Origin of the sequence: Shewanella baltica, assembly GCF_900456975.1 — a bacterium.
Lineage (GTDB): Bacteria > Pseudomonadota > Gammaproteobacteria > Enterobacterales > Shewanellaceae > Shewanella > Shewanella baltica.
The window spans coordinates 1,785,850-1,803,172 of record NZ_UGYM01000002.1; the positions used below are offsets into that span (position 1 = coordinate 1,785,850).

A 17,323-nucleotide genomic window follows, 5' to 3' on the forward strand; every position below is an offset into this window, starting at 1 on the left:
AACTTCGCGCGATGATCCAGATCACATTAATTTATCTGAGATCGTTAAGCCGAAGCATCCAAATAATGAAAAAAGCGCTGCCATAGACGCTTAAGGAAACAGCAACATGGCCTTGAAAGATGCAATGCCTTCAGTACTACTTGAAAATGTAGTCAGTTTAATTCACGCTAAAGTCCCTAATTCACAAGCCAAGCAAGTTGAACAGTTCGCCACCTGCCTTTATGCCCACATGTCGAAAGACGATCTCAATGCGCGTAATGACAGTGATTTATACGGTGCGGTTCTCAGTTTATGGAACGCCCTGAACAAAACGCCAAAAGGTAACACTCACCTACGAGTGTTCAACCCTAGCCAGGCCAAACACGGCTGGCAATCTACCCACTCGATCATTGAAGTTATCCAACCTGACATGCCATTCTTGGTAGATTCAGTTGGTATGGCATTGAATCGTATGGGTATTACTGCTCACATGATGTTACACACTCCGCTGGCCATTGAGCGTTCAGATAGCGGTGTGACCAATGTCACTTATCTTAATCAGAGCCCAGAAAGCACTGAACATGTCGCCGTATTCTTGATTGAAATTGACCGTCAAAGCAGCACAGTCGATATCAAAGCATTAGAGCGCGAAATTCAGTCTGTGCTTGCCGATGTTGCTTCATCAGTCAATGACTGGGAAGCCATGTCTGCCAAGTTGGGTGAGATGATCAAGGAATTGCCAAAACGTCCGTTCCCGGGCGATAAGCAAGAGTTAGAAGAAGCGATTAACTTCCTGACTTACTTGAATAATCATCACTTTACGCTTTTAGGTTACCGCCAATACGATTTGAATCGTGTCGAAGGTGACGTTGAGCTAGTGCCTAATATAGCCTCTAGTTTAGGTTTGATGAACAAGCACACTAAAGCGCAACCTGAACAAGGTTTGTTGCTATCTAGCTTCTCCGATAGCGCCCGCAAAGAAGCCTTAGACCACAGCTTGTTGATCCTCACTAAGAGCAGTGCCAAGAGCCGCGTACATCGCCCAGCTTATGTCGATTATATCGGCATCAAGCGTTTCGATAAGAAAGGCAATGTGGTTGGTGAAGATAGATTTATCGGTTTATATGCGTCAAACCTGTATAACCGCAGCCCACGTGAAATCCCACTGCTGAACGAAAAAGTGCAGCGTGTGTTAGATCGTTCAGGCTTAACCCCACGTTCACACGACTATAAAGCCCTGCTAAACATTCTTGAGAATTTACCTCGTGACGAGCTAATTCAAGCCAATGTTGATGATTTATCGCACATGGCCCATGGCGTGTTAGAAATGCAAGACAGAGACAAGCTGAAACTCTTTGTGCGCAAAGATGGCTTTGGCCGTTTCTTATCCTGTTTAGTGTACGTTTCTAAGGATCGTTACAACACTAAACTCCGCCAAGATACTCAACGTATTCTGGCCCAGCATTTTAACAGCAAAGAAGATGTAGAGTTTACGACTTATTTCTCCGAGTCGACGCTAGCCCGCACTCACTACATAGTCAAAGTTGATAACAATAATATGGATGTAGATGTGGCTGCCATAGAGAACAACTTAATAGAAGCGGCACGTTCGTGGGAAGATAAGTTAAGCACTGCGCTTAACAGTGCACTCGGTGAAGAAGCCGGCACTCATCTGACAAAGCGTTATTTCAATGCGTTTGAGCAAAGCTATAAAGAAGATGTATTGCCAAGCTCTGCCGTCGTTGACATGCAACAGCTCGAAGCACTGGATGACGAACACAAGCTCGGCATGTTGTTCTATCAACCGCAAGAAGCGGCGCTGAACGACAATAAAGTGCGTTTAAAGCTATTCCATAAAGATGAGCCAATTCATCTTTCTGACGTGCTGCCAATGCTGGAAAACTTTGGTCTGCGCGTGATCAACGAGCGTCCATATGAAGTCACGACCTCAGACGGTTCTACCTTCTGGATCTTAGACTTCTTGATGACAGTTAAAGTCGTCAACACCGACAACATCGCCGATAGCCAAGACAGATTCCAAACTGCACTGTCACAAGTGTGGCAAAAGAAGTTAGAAGATGACGGTTTCAACCGCATTATTCTGGCGTCAGGCTTAACGGGCCGTGAAGTCTCGGTACTGCGCGCGTATGCCAAATACATGCGTCAAATCGATGCGACGTTCAGTCAGTCTTATATCGAAGAAACCTTCGGTCGTTACCCACAAATCGCTGATTTGTTGGTGAAGATGTTCATCCGTAAATTTAACCCTAAACTGAAAACCCGTACTCTGGGCAAGTTTATGGAACAGATCAATTTACGTTTAGACGAAGTGTCTAGCCTAGATGATGACCGTATTATTCGTCGTTATTTAGACTTGATTAACGCCACTTTGCGTACCAACTTCTACCAACAGGATGCTAAAGGCGAATCTAAGAGTTATATCTCGTTTAAATTCATGCCTTCACTGATCCCTGAAATGCCACGTCCACTGCCGAAATTCGAGATCTTCGTTTATTCGCCACGGGTTGAAGGTGTGCATTTACGTTACGGTAAAGTGGCCCGTGGTGGTCTGCGTTGGTCAGATCGTCGTGAAGACTTCCGTACCGAAGTATTAGGTCTGGTAAAAGCACAGCAAGTGAAAAACACTGTGATCGTGCCTGTGGGTGCTAAAGGTGGCTTTGTTTGTAAACAATTGCCAACCGAAGGCGGCCGTGAAGCATTCTTCACCGAAGGTCAAGAATGCTACCGCATCTTTATCCGTGCTTTGCTCGATATTACCGATAACATTTTGAACGGTGAAATCGTCCACCCATTGGATGTGGTTCGTCACGATGAAGATGACCCATATTTAGTGGTAGCAGCCGATAAAGGCACAGCGACATTCTCTGATATCGCGAACTCGATTTCTCTTGAATACAACTTCTGGCTCGGTGATGCATTCGCATCGGGTGGCAGTAACGGTTATGACCATAAGAAAATGGGTATCACGGCCAAAGGCGGCTGGGAATCTGTTAAGCGTCATTTCCGCGAAGTCGGTATTGATTGCCAAACCACAGACTTTACCTGTTTAGGTATAGGTGACATGGCGGGCGACGTATTCGGTAACGGTATGTTGTTGTCTAAGCACACTAAACTGGTTGCAGCCTTTAACCACATGCATATCTTTATCGATCCAAATCCGGATACGGCATTAAGTTATGATGAACGGGCGCGTTTATTCGCTCTGCCACGTTCAAGCTGGGAAGATTACAACAGCAAGTTGATTTCTAAAGGTGGCGGTATTTTCCTACGTTCATCTAAATCCATTCCATTATCGGCAGAAATTAAGCAAATGTTGGCCACAGAGAAAACCTCTATGACCCCAACTGAGCTGATGAAAGAACTGCTGAAAATGCCAGTTGATTTGATCTGGAACGGCGGTATCGGTACCTATGTGAAATCTGCACGCGAAACCCATGCTGAAGTCGGCGATCGCGCCAACGATGCATTGCGTGTCAACGGTGGCGAACTGCGCGCTAAGATAGTCGGCGAGGGCGGTAACTTAGGTTGTACTCAGTTAGGTCGAATCGAATATGCATCTAACGGCGGCCGTATCAACACTGACTTCGTGGATAACGTTGGTGGTGTGGACTGTTCAGATAACGAAGTGAACATCAAGATTTTGCTGAACGCTATGGTAACTGAAGGTGAACTGACGTTGAAACAACGTAACCGTTTACTGGAAGAAATGACTGAAGAAGTCGGCCACATCGTACTGCAAGACTGTAAAGATCAAACGCGTACTATCTCTGTGACTCAAGTGCGTGGTGCTGAGCAGTTAAAAGAGCAGATCCGCTTTATCCAGTATCTGGAAAAAGAAGGCAAGTTAGACAGAGCCTTAGAGTTCTTACCGTCTGACGACGAATTGGCTGAGCGTTTAGCCAGTGGTCGTGCGTTAACACGTCCTGAGCTATCAGTACTGGTTGCCTATGCGAAGATGGTGCTGAAAGAGCAATTAGTGACCCCAGAAATCACTGAAGATACGCTGTTAAGCCAATTGCTTATCGCCTATTTCCCGAAAAAACTTCAGGAAAAATACAGCGACAAAATGGCAACCCATCCACTGCGTGGCGAAATCATTGCGACCTCACTCGCCAATGAACTCGTTAACGACATGGGTTTGAATTTTGTTCAACGTATGCAAGATGAGACTGGTGCCTCAGTTGCTGACGCGGCAATTTGCTACACTATGGCCCGCGAAGTATTTGGTTTAGCTGAATTAACTAAATCGATCACTGACTTAAACGGCATAGTTCCTGCTGTGGTTCAAGGTGAAATGCTGCATCAGTTACGCCGCAATATGCGTCGTGCTAGCCGCTGGTTCCTCCGTCACCGTAACCGCACTGGTAGCATCGAACAGACAGTTGCCTTCTTCAAACCAGTATTTGAACAAATTAAAGATAACGTTCATTTATATCTGGTCGAAGAAGAAGCTAAGGGTATCCAATCTGAGATCAATGCTTTGGTCAAAGAAAACGTACCACAAGCTGTGGCAACCATTGTGGCTAACATGAGCACCTTGTTCTCTGCCTTAGACATTGCCCAAATTGCCCAAACAGAAGATAAGACAGTTGCGCTAGTGGCTGAAACTTACTTCAAACTCGGCGCCCGCGTTGAGCTGCACTGGTTCTTAGAACAGATCAGCGCTCAACCTGTGGCTAACCATTGGCAAGCACTGGCTCGTGCCGCCTTTAGGGAAGAGTTGGATTGGCAACAACGTGCATTAAGTTCAGTGGTACTAAGAACCTGCAGTGCAACCTGTGATGCCGAAAGCGTGATTTCTCAGTGGATTGAGATCAATCAAGGCTTATTGGAAAGATGGTTCCACATGCTAGCTGACTTCAAAACGTCGCAAAGCCATGAGTTTGCTAAGTTCTCTGTCGCCCTACGTGAACTTAACCTTCTGATCCTTCACTGCGAAGGCCAAAAGTAAACTTATTATAACAATCAGAAGCCCTGGCGATCGCCGGGGCTTTTTTTAGGTCGAGGAAAGTACATGTTTTATAAAATCGCACAGAAAGTCATGTTTCAGATGGATCCTGAGCGAGCTCACCATCTTGCTATAGGCAGTCTAAAAATGACCGCCAATAGCCCGCTAACGTGTCTATACGGACAAACGATTGCACCGGCTCCCGTGAGTGTTATGGGACTGACTTTTCCTAACCCAGTGGGACTCGCTGCGGGTATGGACAAGGACGGCGAATCGATTGATGCCTTTCATGCGATGGGATTTGGTCATGTTGAAGTGGGCACTGTGACCCCAAGACCACAACCCGGTAATGATTTACCCCGTCTATTTAGATTAAAGCCTGCCAAAGGCATTATTAATCGCATGGGGTTTAATAATAAAGGTGTCGATAATCTGGTCAAAAATTTGATCGCTAAAAAGACCGACATTATGGTTGGTGTTAATATTGGTAAAAATAAAGACACCCCAGTAGAACAAGGTAAAGATGATTATTTGATCTGCATGGACAAAGTTTATCTCCATGCGGCTTATATTGCGGTGAATATTTCATCACCCAATACCCCAGGATTGCGATCGCTACAATATGGCGATCTATTAGACGAATTATTGAGCGCAATTAAAACTAAGCAACTTGAACTGGCCGAAAAGCATAAAAAATACGTGCCCATCGCGCTTAAAATTGCTCCAGATTTAACCATCGAAGAAATTGAAAATATCGCGCAAGCTTTGATTAAAAACAAATTTGATGGCGCAATTGCGACTAATACTACCTTAACGCGTGATGGTGTTAGCGGTCTTGCCAACGCCAATGAAAGCGGCGGCTTAAGCGGTAAACCTCTGACAGAGCTGTCTACCAAAGTGATCAAGCAGTTAGCGATATGCTTGAAAGGGCAGATCCCGATCATCGGCGTGGGCGGCATCAATAGTGCCGAAGATGCCTTGGCTAAATTTGATGCGGGCGCCACTATGGTGCAGATTTATTCGGGTTTTATTTATCAAGGTCCGAAGTTAATTAAAGAAATTGTGAATGCATATCGCTTAAAATAATGATCTTAAGATCAATATAACGATCTAAAATAAGATCTTATTCTTTAACAGCGATCTAAAAGGATCCCTAGATCGCTGTTAAGATCCTATATTAGATCGACTAAGTAACTGTTAAATAATTTGTATTTTATTATTTTTATTTTGATATTGGATAAAATATCTACTATTATGTCCCAGTGTTCAAATATTGGGTCACCGTTATGTTATTAATGCCACAAAAAGATTGGCAATGGAAATATAACGATTCGTATGGTGTTTTAGGCGTATCGTTAGGTTCCGAGATAGAATTTCTGACGTCTTATAAAGCAAAATTACTCATTCCAGATGCCTTATCAAGCATGGAATTTAATATTGCGCACGCCAAATTCTATATGAGCTTACTCGATAGATTACCTAAAACCCTGTCTTTGTCCGATGCTGCAATTGTTCAAATTGCCCTCAATGCTACCGCAGCCCATTTTATGCTGACACCGCAAATGCCAAAATCATGGTTTTTTGATACCAGTGATGTCTGTGTTTATAGCGATGTGGGTAAAGTCTTTGAGCTTAAATGCCAAAAGCAAAGAGTGCTCGCCCTCGTAGTTGAAAATACCCTACAGTCCGCGCTAGTGATGTTATTGTCACCTGAATGTGTCTTGTCGGGCGCTAAAACTATGGTGCAGTTTGAAACCATTAAAGTGATGCATAATCGCTTACACCCCCTACGTGCGCAGCGCCACGTGGTTGCGGCATAGCTCATCATTGGTTTTTGATATTAACCACTTACCGATAATTCGTGAGTCTTAGTTTTCTCTATTTGGCCCTGCTTTTAGTATTAAACTCACTACGCAGTCTGGTTTGCCATGGTATTCACTCGTCGACTCGCAGCCAGTCCGTCCTTGGATGCTCGACGCCCCGTCCATGGGGCGGACGGTCGTCTCGCCAATCACCATTGCGCACCTTTCAGCATTTGCGTTGTCTGGGGTTTCAAGAGGGAGGAGTTTTTATTTAACTATGGCTGGCACTGTTTTCTGTATTGTTTGCGCAGCGCTAAAAGCAAAAATAGTTGTGGGTCAGGTTTTTGACAGCTTGAGATAATAGGTTTCGAAAACGCGCATGCGCACTATACAAAGATTAGGTTTTTACGAGGAAAATAATGAGTCATCAGTATTACTCACAAAGAAACGGTAGTAACCCAAATCTTGATGGGTTGCCATTATCGGACACGATCGACTTATTTTTACGTGTCTACAATCAACTTGAATCTGAGGGTTATTTTACTCAAGCATTTGGTTTTTGGTGTATCGATGACGACCATGTGGAGGGCTTGGTAAAAGACGTTGAACTTGAAATGCTCTTGAGCATTCGAAAGAAGAACTTATGGCCAATCTCTCAGTATGCCCTATCTTATACAGAAGATGACTTTCTAGATGTTATCGAATTTCTCTACCAGCATGTATCTAAACCCATCGATGGAACAATGCATTCTTATGGTGGTTGCGGAATGCACTGGGAAACTTTCAATAAGAAAGATGGCCAAGCTGTATTCATCGAAAAAATTAATACTGTGTTAGGTCATTATAAGAATAAATACGAATTAGATACTGGTGGTCAAGTTTTGAGCAAGCCAGAAAAAGGGTTTGAACAAATCTTCAAAGCTGATGTTCCGTCTGATGATCATAACATTGTTGATAGAATAAACGTCGCAACTACTCAATTTAGGCGTCATGGTTCAACTATTGATGACAGGCGGCAAGCTGTAAGAGATCTCGCTGATGTACTTGAGTACTTAAAGCCTAAAGTTAAGCAGTTGCTATCGAATAAAGATGAGCAAGATCTATTTAACATTGCCAATAACTTTGGTGTAAGACACCACAATGACAAGCAAAAAACATCTTATGACTCAGCTATCTGGCTTAGTTGGATGTTTTACTTCTACTTATCGACAATACATGTTGTTTTAAGAAAAATTGGGCATGACAACAAACCCAAAATCTAACAATCCCATGTAAAATTTAATGAGACACCCATTGTTAAATTTGGTTACCCAGTATACGCCGGGTCGATGAGATTAAGCACAGTCATGGAAGTGACCGTTCGTGACAGGGATGTCACGGTCGAGCCTATAGGGATACTTCTTACTAGGTAACAGGACGGCGTGTCACTGGAATGAGTGTGCATAATCAAACTCCATCAACAAAAACGCCTGCTATTGCAGGCGTTTTGTTTATGTCTATTCGTTTTTCTTTTATGTGCTAGAGCCTTAAATAGCAGACTACTTTTTAATCCATTTGCCTTTGGCATCTTGCACATAGTTGCCTTTATCTGTGGCGGCTATGGCTTTTTCGCCGGCGAGTTTAGCGACGTCGGCGGAAATTTAATAAGAAATTTAATAAGACACCCATTGTTAAATTTGGTTACCCAGTTTACGCCGGGGTCGATGAGATTAAGCACAGTCATGGAAGTGACCGTCCGTGACAGGGATGTCACGGTCGAGCATACACGGATGTACTTGCTGCGAGTCACTGGAATGACAGTGCTTAACCAAACTCCATCAAACAATCTAAAATCTAGATCCTCGCTCAACGGTATTGGCCAGCAAATCATTCCCTTTATCGACCACTAATGAAAACGCCTGCTATTGCAGGCGTTTTGTTTATGTCTATTCGTTTTGCTTTTATGCGCTAGAGCGCTTTAAAAGCGGATTATTTTTTAATCCATTTTCCTTTGGCATCTTGCACATAGTTGCCTTTATCTGTGGCGGCTATGGCTTTTTCACCGGCGAGTTTAGCTACGTCGGCGGGGGAGAGTTTGTTCTTCTTGGCGATGGTTTCGTAGTGGGCGCGACGTTTGTTATTTACGTCATCCATCACGGCTTTAGCTTCGGGATTAGCTTGCACTAGCCCTAAGTAGCCGTTGGCTTGTTCGCCTAAATAGCCCTGTGATTTAGCGTCTTGAAGTGACATAGCGAAGGCACTTAGGCTTAAGACGCTGAGGGTTAATAGCAATAATAACTTTGTTTTTAGTCGGATTGATTTCATGGTGATTCCTCAATTCTTAATCAATTAGAACAGCTTATCGTCTGACAGGAGTTGGTCTAATTCCTTATCTACTTTGATCCGTATCTCATGTTCAATTTTCACATTGAGATTGATCACGATAGGTTTATCCGGCGGTTCTATTTTTACTGTGGGCGCACAGCCCTGCAATGCGGCGAGTGCGAACAATGCGACAAGCGCGCGTCGGGCACCTAGGCTAACTTGCTGTAATTGAATTATCTTCACTGAGGTTTCCTTGTTACTTCACTGATTTTTCGATTCTGTCCTGCAAGTCATTACCAATTTGCAGACTTCTAAATAATTGCAGCATGTTCTCTTCATGAGAGTAATTCAAGTGAATAGGACGTTCAACCCCTTGGCTGCGGCCTTTCACTTCGACGAGTAGCTTAGCATCACCGGCTTGGTCCATGTCAAAGCTGCTCGATAATTGACTGTATTGTAAGTGTTCTAGCGTCGAAAAGACAAAATCTAGGTATGGCTGGGATTGGCGCATTTGTTCAACCGCCGGATTACCCGAAATGGCGATTAAGCCACCGGGGGCGCGGGCGGCGAGTTGACCGCCTGTGATCGAGACTTTGCCGTTGATTAAATCGACGGGTAATACGCCATCGAATATGCCATCGGCATAGACGCCAATTTGCGGTTGAATGCGCAGAACCTCTTCCAGACTCATGGCCTGCAGCAGCAGATACGCATGGGATTTATCCTGCAATTTCAGATTAAATTCTGGCAGCAGGAACTGGCCGCTGAGTACTTTGCCTTTGGCGGTCATGGAAACATCTGTGTCACTTAAGCCTGTGAGTTGCTGTATCCAATTGTCGGGCAGTTTCTCGGCATCTTTACCAAGTGCGATATCGGCTTCCACTTCGATATCGGTCAGTGGAAAGCCAGGATCAAACAGGTTAAAGGTCATCAGTGTCTGCGGACAATTGAGCTTACTGAGACTGCTAAAATAGCCTTTATCCTGCGGTTTTTTATGAGACTGGCCCCAAGTAAACTCACATTGCGCCTGCAGTTTCCCTCCCTCAAAGGTGGTGTCCTTATAAAAACCTTCAAGTTCGGTCATCGACTGAGTAATTTGCATGGCAAATTGGGTCTGATCGCGCTGTTGGGTTAAATTAAACTGTGCCTGTAATTGGTTATGACCCGTGACATTAAGCTCAGCAGGCAAGGGCTGGGTTTGATTGAGCAAGGACAATGCCTCGGTCATGCTAGTGTCGACAACCCATTGACCCGTCAGCACTAAAGGTTTGCTCGTAGTGGCAAGGTTCAGCTTGTGTTGGCTTTGCAGCTCAACAGTGCCCACTTGCCAGTGCTCATCACCAAAGAGCGTATTATTTTTCCAATCTAAGCTTTGTGCCAGCGTTAACTTGTCCAGCTTGAGTACGGTTTCTTTACGGCTGCGACCTTTGCTGCTGAGCTGCTTTTCGATATTGAGCTGATTGGCTTGCCATTCAAGCTGATTTTGCCAAGTGGCTATGAGCAGCGAGTCGAGTGGGGCTTCGACCTCGGGCTTAAACTCAAATGACATGGCTTTTTGGAATGCAATCGAGAAACTGCCCGCGCTCATATCAGTTTTAGTTGTGATGCTCGTGTTTGTGCTTTTGTCAGCGCTAGCTTCTGTCACTTTCGTTTCAACAGCAGCCGTTTCAGCCCTTTTTGTTTCAACAACAGCCGTTTCAGTAACAACCGTCTGTGTGGTTTGCGAAAAATGCAGCTGCTCCAGAGCCAAGGTCAAAGGCGGTAAGGCCAGTGTGAATTGGTTTGCAGTATCGGACGCGGGCACTGAAGTTTGTGCTGAGCTGATACTTGAGCTGGTATTTGAGTTGCGCTGCGATCTGAAGGTAAGCGGCGCAAGGGCGTTTATTGTGATACTGCCAAGGCTCACATCGGCATGTTTAGCCGCATTGTTATCTTGAGCGCTGAGCTGTTTAAGCTCGCCCACAGTGAACTGCAGCGTGTCGCCGGCATTTTGCTGTGTTTGGGTCGCAGCACCGATAGGCGTGGTAATGAATTGCCAGTCGGTTGAGCTTGGTGTCCGATTAAAGCTCAATCTGCCCGCAGTGGTTAACTGGCTGCTATTCCAGCTGAGATCTTGGGGCGTATTCGCCCACAATTCAGATAATTGCAGTGAACTGGTTTGTTTAGCGTTAAGGCGCCAATCTGTGTTGAATGACAGCGTTTCGGCGGACTTGACCACTTCAACATTGGCCAAATCGATTTGGGTATCGAGTTTACTGCCTAAGGTTTTTAGCTCAATTCGGGGAAGCTTGAAGCTAAGCGGCTCATTCTTAAGCGGTTGACTCTGTGCATCTTGCTGGATTTGAGTCAGCGGATAATGCAGGGCTTCAGTTAATGTCAGCGCGATCCCCACTGGTGCATCTGTGCTTTTGAGCCCTGACAGCAGCTTAGCGATTTGACCTGCTGTTTGACTTGCAACTTGTTCCGGCACTTGCTCCGAAGCGGGCTTGGCTGCCGATTTGGATGGAGGCTGAGTTAAAGGTTTAGCCAGCGTCTCATCAAGCAGCTGCATCAATCGCTGTTGCTGCGCTGCATTGGGGCTCACTGCTAAGGTAAAGGGCTCAAGGCTTAGGTCAAGTTCGGCTAAATGCCCAGCAATCTTAAATGCTAACTTAGGTTTTGACACAAGCTCGGGTTTTGGCGCAAGTTCTAGCGCCGCCAACTGATTAAAGGTCAGCTTAGGGTCAATTAACTGGTGCTGGCTGATAAGTTCGCCCGAAGTTAATGTAATACGGCTGTCGGACACTAATTGACCTTGCAAATCAATCGCTAACGCTTGCCACTCTTTATCAAGTTCCGTTAACGGACTCAGCACACTGTCTTGCGCTTGCCTCAGGCTAATTTGATGCAAGCTTGTAAGCAGCGGCGCGAGTGCAATTTGACTTACCAGTTGCCACTGTTGGGTTGCGAGTGTGGCTTTGAGTTTGGCGATGCTTTCACCTTCGTGGCTAAACTCGCTGTTGATTTCCCCCGCGCCGTTAAGGCTCAACTTGTCCATCACCAAACGATAGGCGGGTAAATCATTTTGGGTGTCGAGATGGTGAGCTTTGAGAATAAGGCTGGTTTTGCCGATATCGATGAGGGGTAATGATTTGATATCTAAGGCCAAGGCGGGGCCTTGTTCATCGATGGCATTTCGATTGGGTAAAAATAGCGATTGCCCTAACTCGACTTCAATATCACCTGTGGAGATTTGGGTGATTTTTTGAGTGAGGTAAGCGATTTGGCTGAACTGTTTCAGCTCGGCAAAGCTCTGCGGCCAGTCAAGTTTTAGCTGGATATTCACATCATTAAGCGTGATATGGCTGTCATGCACCCTAAGATTGGCAGAAGTAATGCGCCAATGTTCTAACTGACTTTTCCCTAATTCAATGTCAATCAGTTCGCTGTCCATGCTTACGAGGGCAAAGTTTGCCGCCTGCATAATCAGTTTTTCAGCCTGAGTATTCACAATCCACACAGTTAACGCCACGCCCGCCAAGATGCCCGTTAAGCTGGTCGCCAATAAGGTCTTTTTTAGGGGGAATTTACGGCGGCTTTGTTTTGCAACATGAGTATCCGTTCCAGAACCTGCAGCACCAGTGTGAGGGTCTGCGGATGTCTCCGTTGCCTCGTGTTGAGGTGCCTTGCTATCAGAGGCACTGCTACGGCTTGGCTTGTTGTGGATTGGCATTGGGTTCGACTTCTTTCCTTATTCACTGAGCCCTGATCAAACTCGTGCCTTAGCATTGCACAAATACAATTACGCGTGCTTTGCACCGGCATTTTTGCTGAGGTACTTTTTTAGCAAATGTCTTTAGCAACTGACATTAGTAACCGTCTTTAGTCACTGACTCTAGGAGCCGTCTTCTTAGCCGCTGTCGCAGCGTGCACGAGCATCAGAGGCAGTTTAACACTCAAGGGCTTAGCTGACTAATGTGAAAGGATCATCGAATAGACAAGAGCCTGCTGTCAATAGTTGAAGCTTTACAGGCTCTTGTACCTAATCTGTTATTCGAGCTAGCGAATAGGGCTAGCGAATAGGGCTAGTGAATTGGGGCTAGCTAACTTTGGGCTAGCTAACTTTTGATTAAATAACTCTTGGTGAGTGAATTGCGACTAGCTAAACATCTGCGCGGCGATAACCACTATTCCGCAAAGTGTGGCGAGCATTAAGGCAAACTTGCCGCCCGCGACCCGATATCCCGTCGGCATATTGGTCGCATCTCGCGTCTGGCGCTGTTTCCACACCATGGCCACAGGTAAAAAGATAGCGAGGATCACCAGCGCAATCGCCGCGTAACCTAGGGCTGTGATAAAACCTTGGGGGTAGAATAGGGCAAAACCTAAGGGCGGTAAAAAGGTGATGGCGGCGGTTATGCCACGACCAGAAAAATTATCCTCACGTCTTAAGGTCGAGGCCATAAAATCGAACAAGCCTAAACTCACCCCTAAAAATGAAGTCGCAAGGGCGAGATCGGCAAACAAACTGATCGCGCTGCTTAAGTATTCGCTGTGCAGTACGCTCGCCAGTTGATTGATAAAGCTCGATAAGCTCTGATTTTCGAGCAATTGGCTTTGGCTCAGTACACCTTGGCTACCTACTTGCCACAAAAGATAAATGACCAGTGGTAAAGCTGAGCCGAGTAGCATGATCCTGCGCAGGGCTTTGACCTCAACCCCTAAGTAGCGCACCACTGATGGAATCGACCCGTGGAAACCAAAGGAGGTAAAAATCACCGGAATAGCCGTGATAATCAAACCTTGGTTAAGTGGGAGTTCGAGTAAATGTGGGCTTTCTACCTGCGGCAGTAACAAGGCCAACATAAGCAGTAATGCCAATAGCTTAAGGGCAAACAAACCGCGGTTGATAAGGTCCACACAGTGAGTTCCCATGCCCACAATCACCCCAATCAGCAAGGTAAACAGGATGGCGCCCGCCTGTGGTGGCAAACTTAGCCCTAGCCAAGTGCTCAGCTTTTGGTTCACTTGCTCACCGCCACCGGCAATGTAGGCGGCGCAAAGGGCGTACAGTAAAAACATCAAGGCGCTATTGGCGATCAACTGGCCCTTACGACCTAATAAGCGTTGCGCTAAGTGATTAAGGCTGGCATCGCTGGGGGCGAATTGATGGATTTCCACCATAAGCAGTGCCGTGTAGGCCATTAGCGCCCACAGGATCAACATGATGGCGGAGGACGTGCCAAAACCAAGTCCCGCCGATGCGATAGGCAAAGCCAGCATACCCGCGCCGATAGTGGTGCCTGCGATAAGCAGCAAACTGCCGAAAATTTTATTCTGTGTCATAACATAATCTCAAAAGCGTGTCGGATGAAAAAGAGCTAAAGATTTGATCCGAAAGCAACTGTCTTAAAATATTTTGATGCGATTCAATGTGAAACGATTCAAGCACAAAATGATTTAAGCAAATGAGACAGTGGCGCTCTGCGGATCCGAAAGGATATGGCCACAATGGAAGGTCAGGCGAGGGAGCCTATCTATGCACAAACAATCTGAAGATGCTGAAACTCGTATCTTCAGGTAGCTTGGGTATACCCATTGCGGCTACAGATAGGGAGTATAAAATGCTGTGAAACACATAAAACTTGCCTTAGCGTGTGTTGAGTAAAAACGGATAAGTGTTTTCATGCCTTGCCTTAATAACTTAACGGCAACGGAGGCTACCATAGGGATTAGAGGTGTACTTGTCAACCATTACAACAGTATTTTGTTTGTTTTTTGTCATGTGACTAAGCAGGAAGACATGCCTAACTCACACTGAGTTTATGGTCAACGAGGGGAAGGAAAGAGGAGTTAGCTAGATTTATGGCAAGATAAAAAATGCCGCAGACTTGGCTTAAGTGTGCGGCATTTCAAGATGTAAGCGACCAGCGTGATATCAGAGCCAGTGAGCAGATTATGCTTTGCTCTGCAGCGCCTTTTCATGTCTTGCCAGCAAGTTTGCTGTGATGTCACTGAGGCTTAAGTCTTGATCTTCAAGCAATACCAGCAAGTGATAGATAAGATCTGAGGCTTCGTTAACTAACTCTTCCTTATCGTGGGTCGCAGCGGCAAGGGCGGTTTCAAGGCCTTCTTCCCCGACCTTTTGGGCGATACGTTTAGTGCCACGTGCAAATAAAGACGCTGTATAGCTGGAATCGGCACTTTGCCCTTTACGCGAGGTGATTAAGCTGGCGAGGTTGTTCAAAAATGGGTGCGCATTGTCATCTAACCAGCAACTTTCGGTGCCTTTGTGGCAGGTTGGGCCGTTGGGGATCACTTGCACTAACAGGCTGTCGTTATCGCAGTCCTTATCGATAGCCACCAACTTTAGGGTATTGCCCGAGGTTTCACCCTTAGTCCACAAGCGCTGTTTTGAGCGGCTGAAAAAGGTCACATCACCTGTGCTTAAGGTTTTTTCCAGCGCGGCCTTATCCATATAACCGAGCATTAATACCTTGCCCGATAAATGGTTTTGGATCACGGCAGGAATAAGCCCATCCTGTTTGTCCCAATCCAGCTCGCTAAAATCCGCTTTAGTGTTTGTTTGCGTTGACATAGTGTTCACTCTTAATTTGTTGATGCTTTTTAGCGACATATTCAGGTTGATTGCTCATGCTCTTACTGTCGCGGTATCGAGAGGTGGCATTAGCTCGCTATTCACGATTAACCGCGAGCGGCTAATTGCAATAGCTAGCGCCTAATCGCAATGCCTTCGGCCGCTAAATAGGCTTTTAATTCACCGATGTTGATAATCGCCTTGTGGAATACGCTCGCTGCCAGCGCCGCATCGACCTTGGCTTCAATAAACACATCACGGAAATGCGCCATAGTTCCAGCGCCGCCCGAGGCAATTAAAGGCACGTCGCAGATAGCGCGAACAAGGCTTAACTGCTTGATATCGTAGCCGCCGCGCACGCCGTCTTGGTTCATCACATTGAGCACGATTTCACCACAACCTCGTTTTTGCACTTCTTCAACCCAGTCTTGGGTAAACCACTGCGTATCCTTAGTTGCTGCTTCATCGCCAGTAAATTGCTTTACCTTATAGCTGTTGCTGGTGGCATCGAAAAAGGAGTCGATGCCAATCACGATACACTGGCGGCCGAACTCGTCCTGCAGGCGCGAGATTAAACTTGGATCGGTTAAGGCGGGCGAGTTAATCGAAATCTTATCCGCACCAAAGGCTAATAATTCACGGGCTTGGCTAATGGTTTTAATGCCACCGGCCACGCAGAAGGGAATATCAATCTGCTCCGCCACGCGGCTCACCCAAGATTTATCGACCACACGTTCGTGGGCGCTGGCGGTAATGTCATAAAACACCAGCTCATCGGCACCTTCTTCGGCATAACGCGCTGCTAACGGGACGATATCGCCGACAATTTCGTGGTTACGAAACTGTACGCCTTTCACTACTTTACCGTCTTTTACATCTAAACAGGGGACTAGTCGTTTGGCCAGCATTGGATTGCCTCCGCCACGTTAAACTGATTGATAAGCAAGGCTTTACCGATAATGATACCCGCAGCGCCGCTGTCACGCACGGCGCTCACATCATCAAGAGTTGCAATACCGCCGGAGGCTTGCCAAGCGATATCGGGATAACTTGTGGCAATTTCTTGATAAAGCGCAGTATTTGCGCCCGTTAGCGTGCCGTCACGGCTAATGTCAGTCACTAGCGCATGCTTTAAGCCGACCGCGCTAAAGGTTTCTACAAGGGATTCTAAACTCTTACCGCCGCCACTTTGCCAACCGGATACGGCGACAATTTTCTCGCCGCTCTGGTTGATATTGACATCGAGCGCGAGGCAAATCGCTTCGCTGCCGTATTTAATAAACCATTGTTTAACTAACTCAGGTTCTTTCACCGCAAGTGATCCAATCACCACGCGTTTTACGCCGATAGCTAATAATTCAGTGACTTGTTCTTCCGTGCGAATCCCACCGCCAACTTGAATATTAGCGTTTAGTCCCGCCACGAGTTGACTGATAAGGAGAGTTTGGCGTTTAGCGGGATCTTTCGCACCTGTTAAATCAACAATATGTAACCACTTCGCGCCTTGTGCCTCATAGGATTGCAGCTGCGCCAAAGGACTTAAATCAAAGGTGGTCTGCTGGCCGTAATCACCTTGATAAAGGCGGACAACATTGCCATCAATTAAATCAATCGCAGGAATAATCATAGGTTCACATCCTTGATTTGTTTGTAAGTAATTTATTAATAAATGGTTTTTTGATGAGTAATTTA

12 protein-coding genes and 1 pseudogene are annotated in these 17,323 nt (G+C 45.9%); 5 read left to right on the top strand and 8 right to left on the bottom strand.

All coding sequences use genetic code 11. The features are described from left to right. Positions 1 to 106: 106 nt before the first annotated feature. The 4 genes from DYH48_RS08090 (at position 107) to DYH48_RS08105 (ending at position 8,012) form a co-directional block, all read left to right on the top strand. Positions 107 to 4,951, top strand: a complete 4,845-nt coding sequence (locus tag DYH48_RS08090) for an NAD-glutamate dehydrogenase (RefSeq protein ID WP_011846980.1) — start codon at positions 107 to 109, stop codon at positions 4,949 to 4,951. Between the two features lie 63 nt (positions 4,952 to 5,014). Further along, positions 5,015 to 6,034, top strand: coding sequence for a quinone-dependent dihydroorotate dehydrogenase (pyrD, locus tag DYH48_RS08095; protein WP_006086283.1), 1,020 nt, complete (start codon positions 5,015 to 5,017; stop codon positions 6,032 to 6,034). 200 nt (positions 6,035 to 6,234) lie between these two features. Then, positions 6,235 to 6,768 (top strand): cell division protein ZapC, encoded by a 534-nt coding sequence (locus tag DYH48_RS08100; RefSeq protein WP_006081901.1) that lies wholly within the window; start codon positions 6,235 to 6,237, stop codon positions 6,766 to 6,768. Positions 6,769 to 7,169: 401 nt separating this feature from the next. After that, entirely contained in the window at positions 7,170 to 8,012 is an 843-nt protein-coding gene (locus DYH48_RS08105; protein WP_006081900.1) for a hypothetical protein, read from the top strand. Positions 8,013 to 8,288: 276 nt separating this feature from the next. On the opposite strand, the pseudogene DYH48_RS08110 reads toward DYH48_RS08105, so the two are convergent. Next, a pseudogene (locus DYH48_RS08110) lies at positions 8,289 to 8,384 on the bottom strand (DUF1318 domain-containing protein); the annotation flags it as partial. A gap of 87 nt (positions 8,385 to 8,471) precedes the next feature. Between DYH48_RS08110 and DYH48_RS23665 the strand changes: the two are divergent. After that, a complete protein-coding gene (locus tag DYH48_RS23665; protein WP_172481165.1) occupies positions 8,472 to 8,639 on the top strand; it encodes a hypothetical protein in 168 nt (55 codons plus the stop codon). A 79-nt stretch (positions 8,640 to 8,718) separates the two neighbouring features. Here the strand turns inward: DYH48_RS23665 and DYH48_RS08115 are convergent, their stop codons facing one another. The 7 genes from DYH48_RS08115 to hisA form a co-directional block, all read right to left on the bottom strand. Continuing rightward, the gene (locus tag DYH48_RS08115) at positions 8,719 to 9,054 is read right to left on the bottom strand and encodes a YdbL family probable chaperone protein (RefSeq protein WP_006081899.1); all 336 of its coding nucleotides are present in this window, start codon (positions 9,052 to 9,054) and stop codon (positions 8,719 to 8,721) included. 24 nt (positions 9,055 to 9,078) lie between these two features. Next, positions 9,079 to 9,297 carry a YnbE family lipoprotein gene (locus tag DYH48_RS08120; RefSeq protein WP_012587505.1) on the bottom strand — a complete coding sequence of 73 codons (219 nt, stop codon included), beginning with the start codon at positions 9,295 to 9,297 and terminating at the stop codon, positions 9,079 to 9,081. A gap of 13 nt (positions 9,298 to 9,310) precedes the next feature. Continuing rightward, on the bottom strand, positions 9,311 to 12,766 hold the full coding sequence (locus DYH48_RS08125; RefSeq protein ID WP_115334480.1) for an intermembrane phospholipid transport YdbH family protein: 3,456 nt from the start codon (positions 12,764 to 12,766) through the stop codon (positions 9,311 to 9,313). Positions 12,767 to 13,191: 425 nt separating this feature from the next. After that, positions 13,192 to 14,379, bottom strand: a complete 1,188-nt coding sequence (locus tag DYH48_RS08130) for an aromatic amino acid transport family protein (protein WP_115334481.1) — start codon at positions 14,377 to 14,379, stop codon at positions 13,192 to 13,194. A 610-nt stretch (positions 14,380 to 14,989) separates the two neighbouring features. Beyond that, positions 14,990 to 15,631, bottom strand: coding sequence for a bifunctional phosphoribosyl-AMP cyclohydrolase/phosphoribosyl-ATP diphosphatase HisIE (gene hisIE / locus DYH48_RS08135; RefSeq protein WP_012089368.1), 642 nt, complete (start codon positions 15,629 to 15,631; stop codon positions 14,990 to 14,992). Positions 15,632 to 15,765: 134 nt separating this feature from the next. After that, positions 15,766 to 16,539 (bottom strand): imidazole glycerol phosphate synthase subunit HisF, encoded by a 774-nt coding sequence (gene hisF / locus DYH48_RS08140; protein ID WP_006081894.1) that lies wholly within the window; start codon positions 16,537 to 16,539, stop codon positions 15,766 to 15,768. Beyond that, positions 16,521 to 17,258 carry a 1-(5-phosphoribosyl)-5-[(5-phosphoribosylamino)methylideneamino]imidazole-4-carboxamide isomerase gene (gene hisA / locus DYH48_RS08145; protein ID WP_115334482.1) on the bottom strand — a complete coding sequence of 246 codons (738 nt, stop codon included), beginning with the start codon at positions 17,256 to 17,258 and terminating at the stop codon, positions 16,521 to 16,523. Before hisA ends, hisF begins: the two co-directional genes overlap by 19 nt. Positions 17,259 to 17,323: the final 65 nt, after the last annotated feature.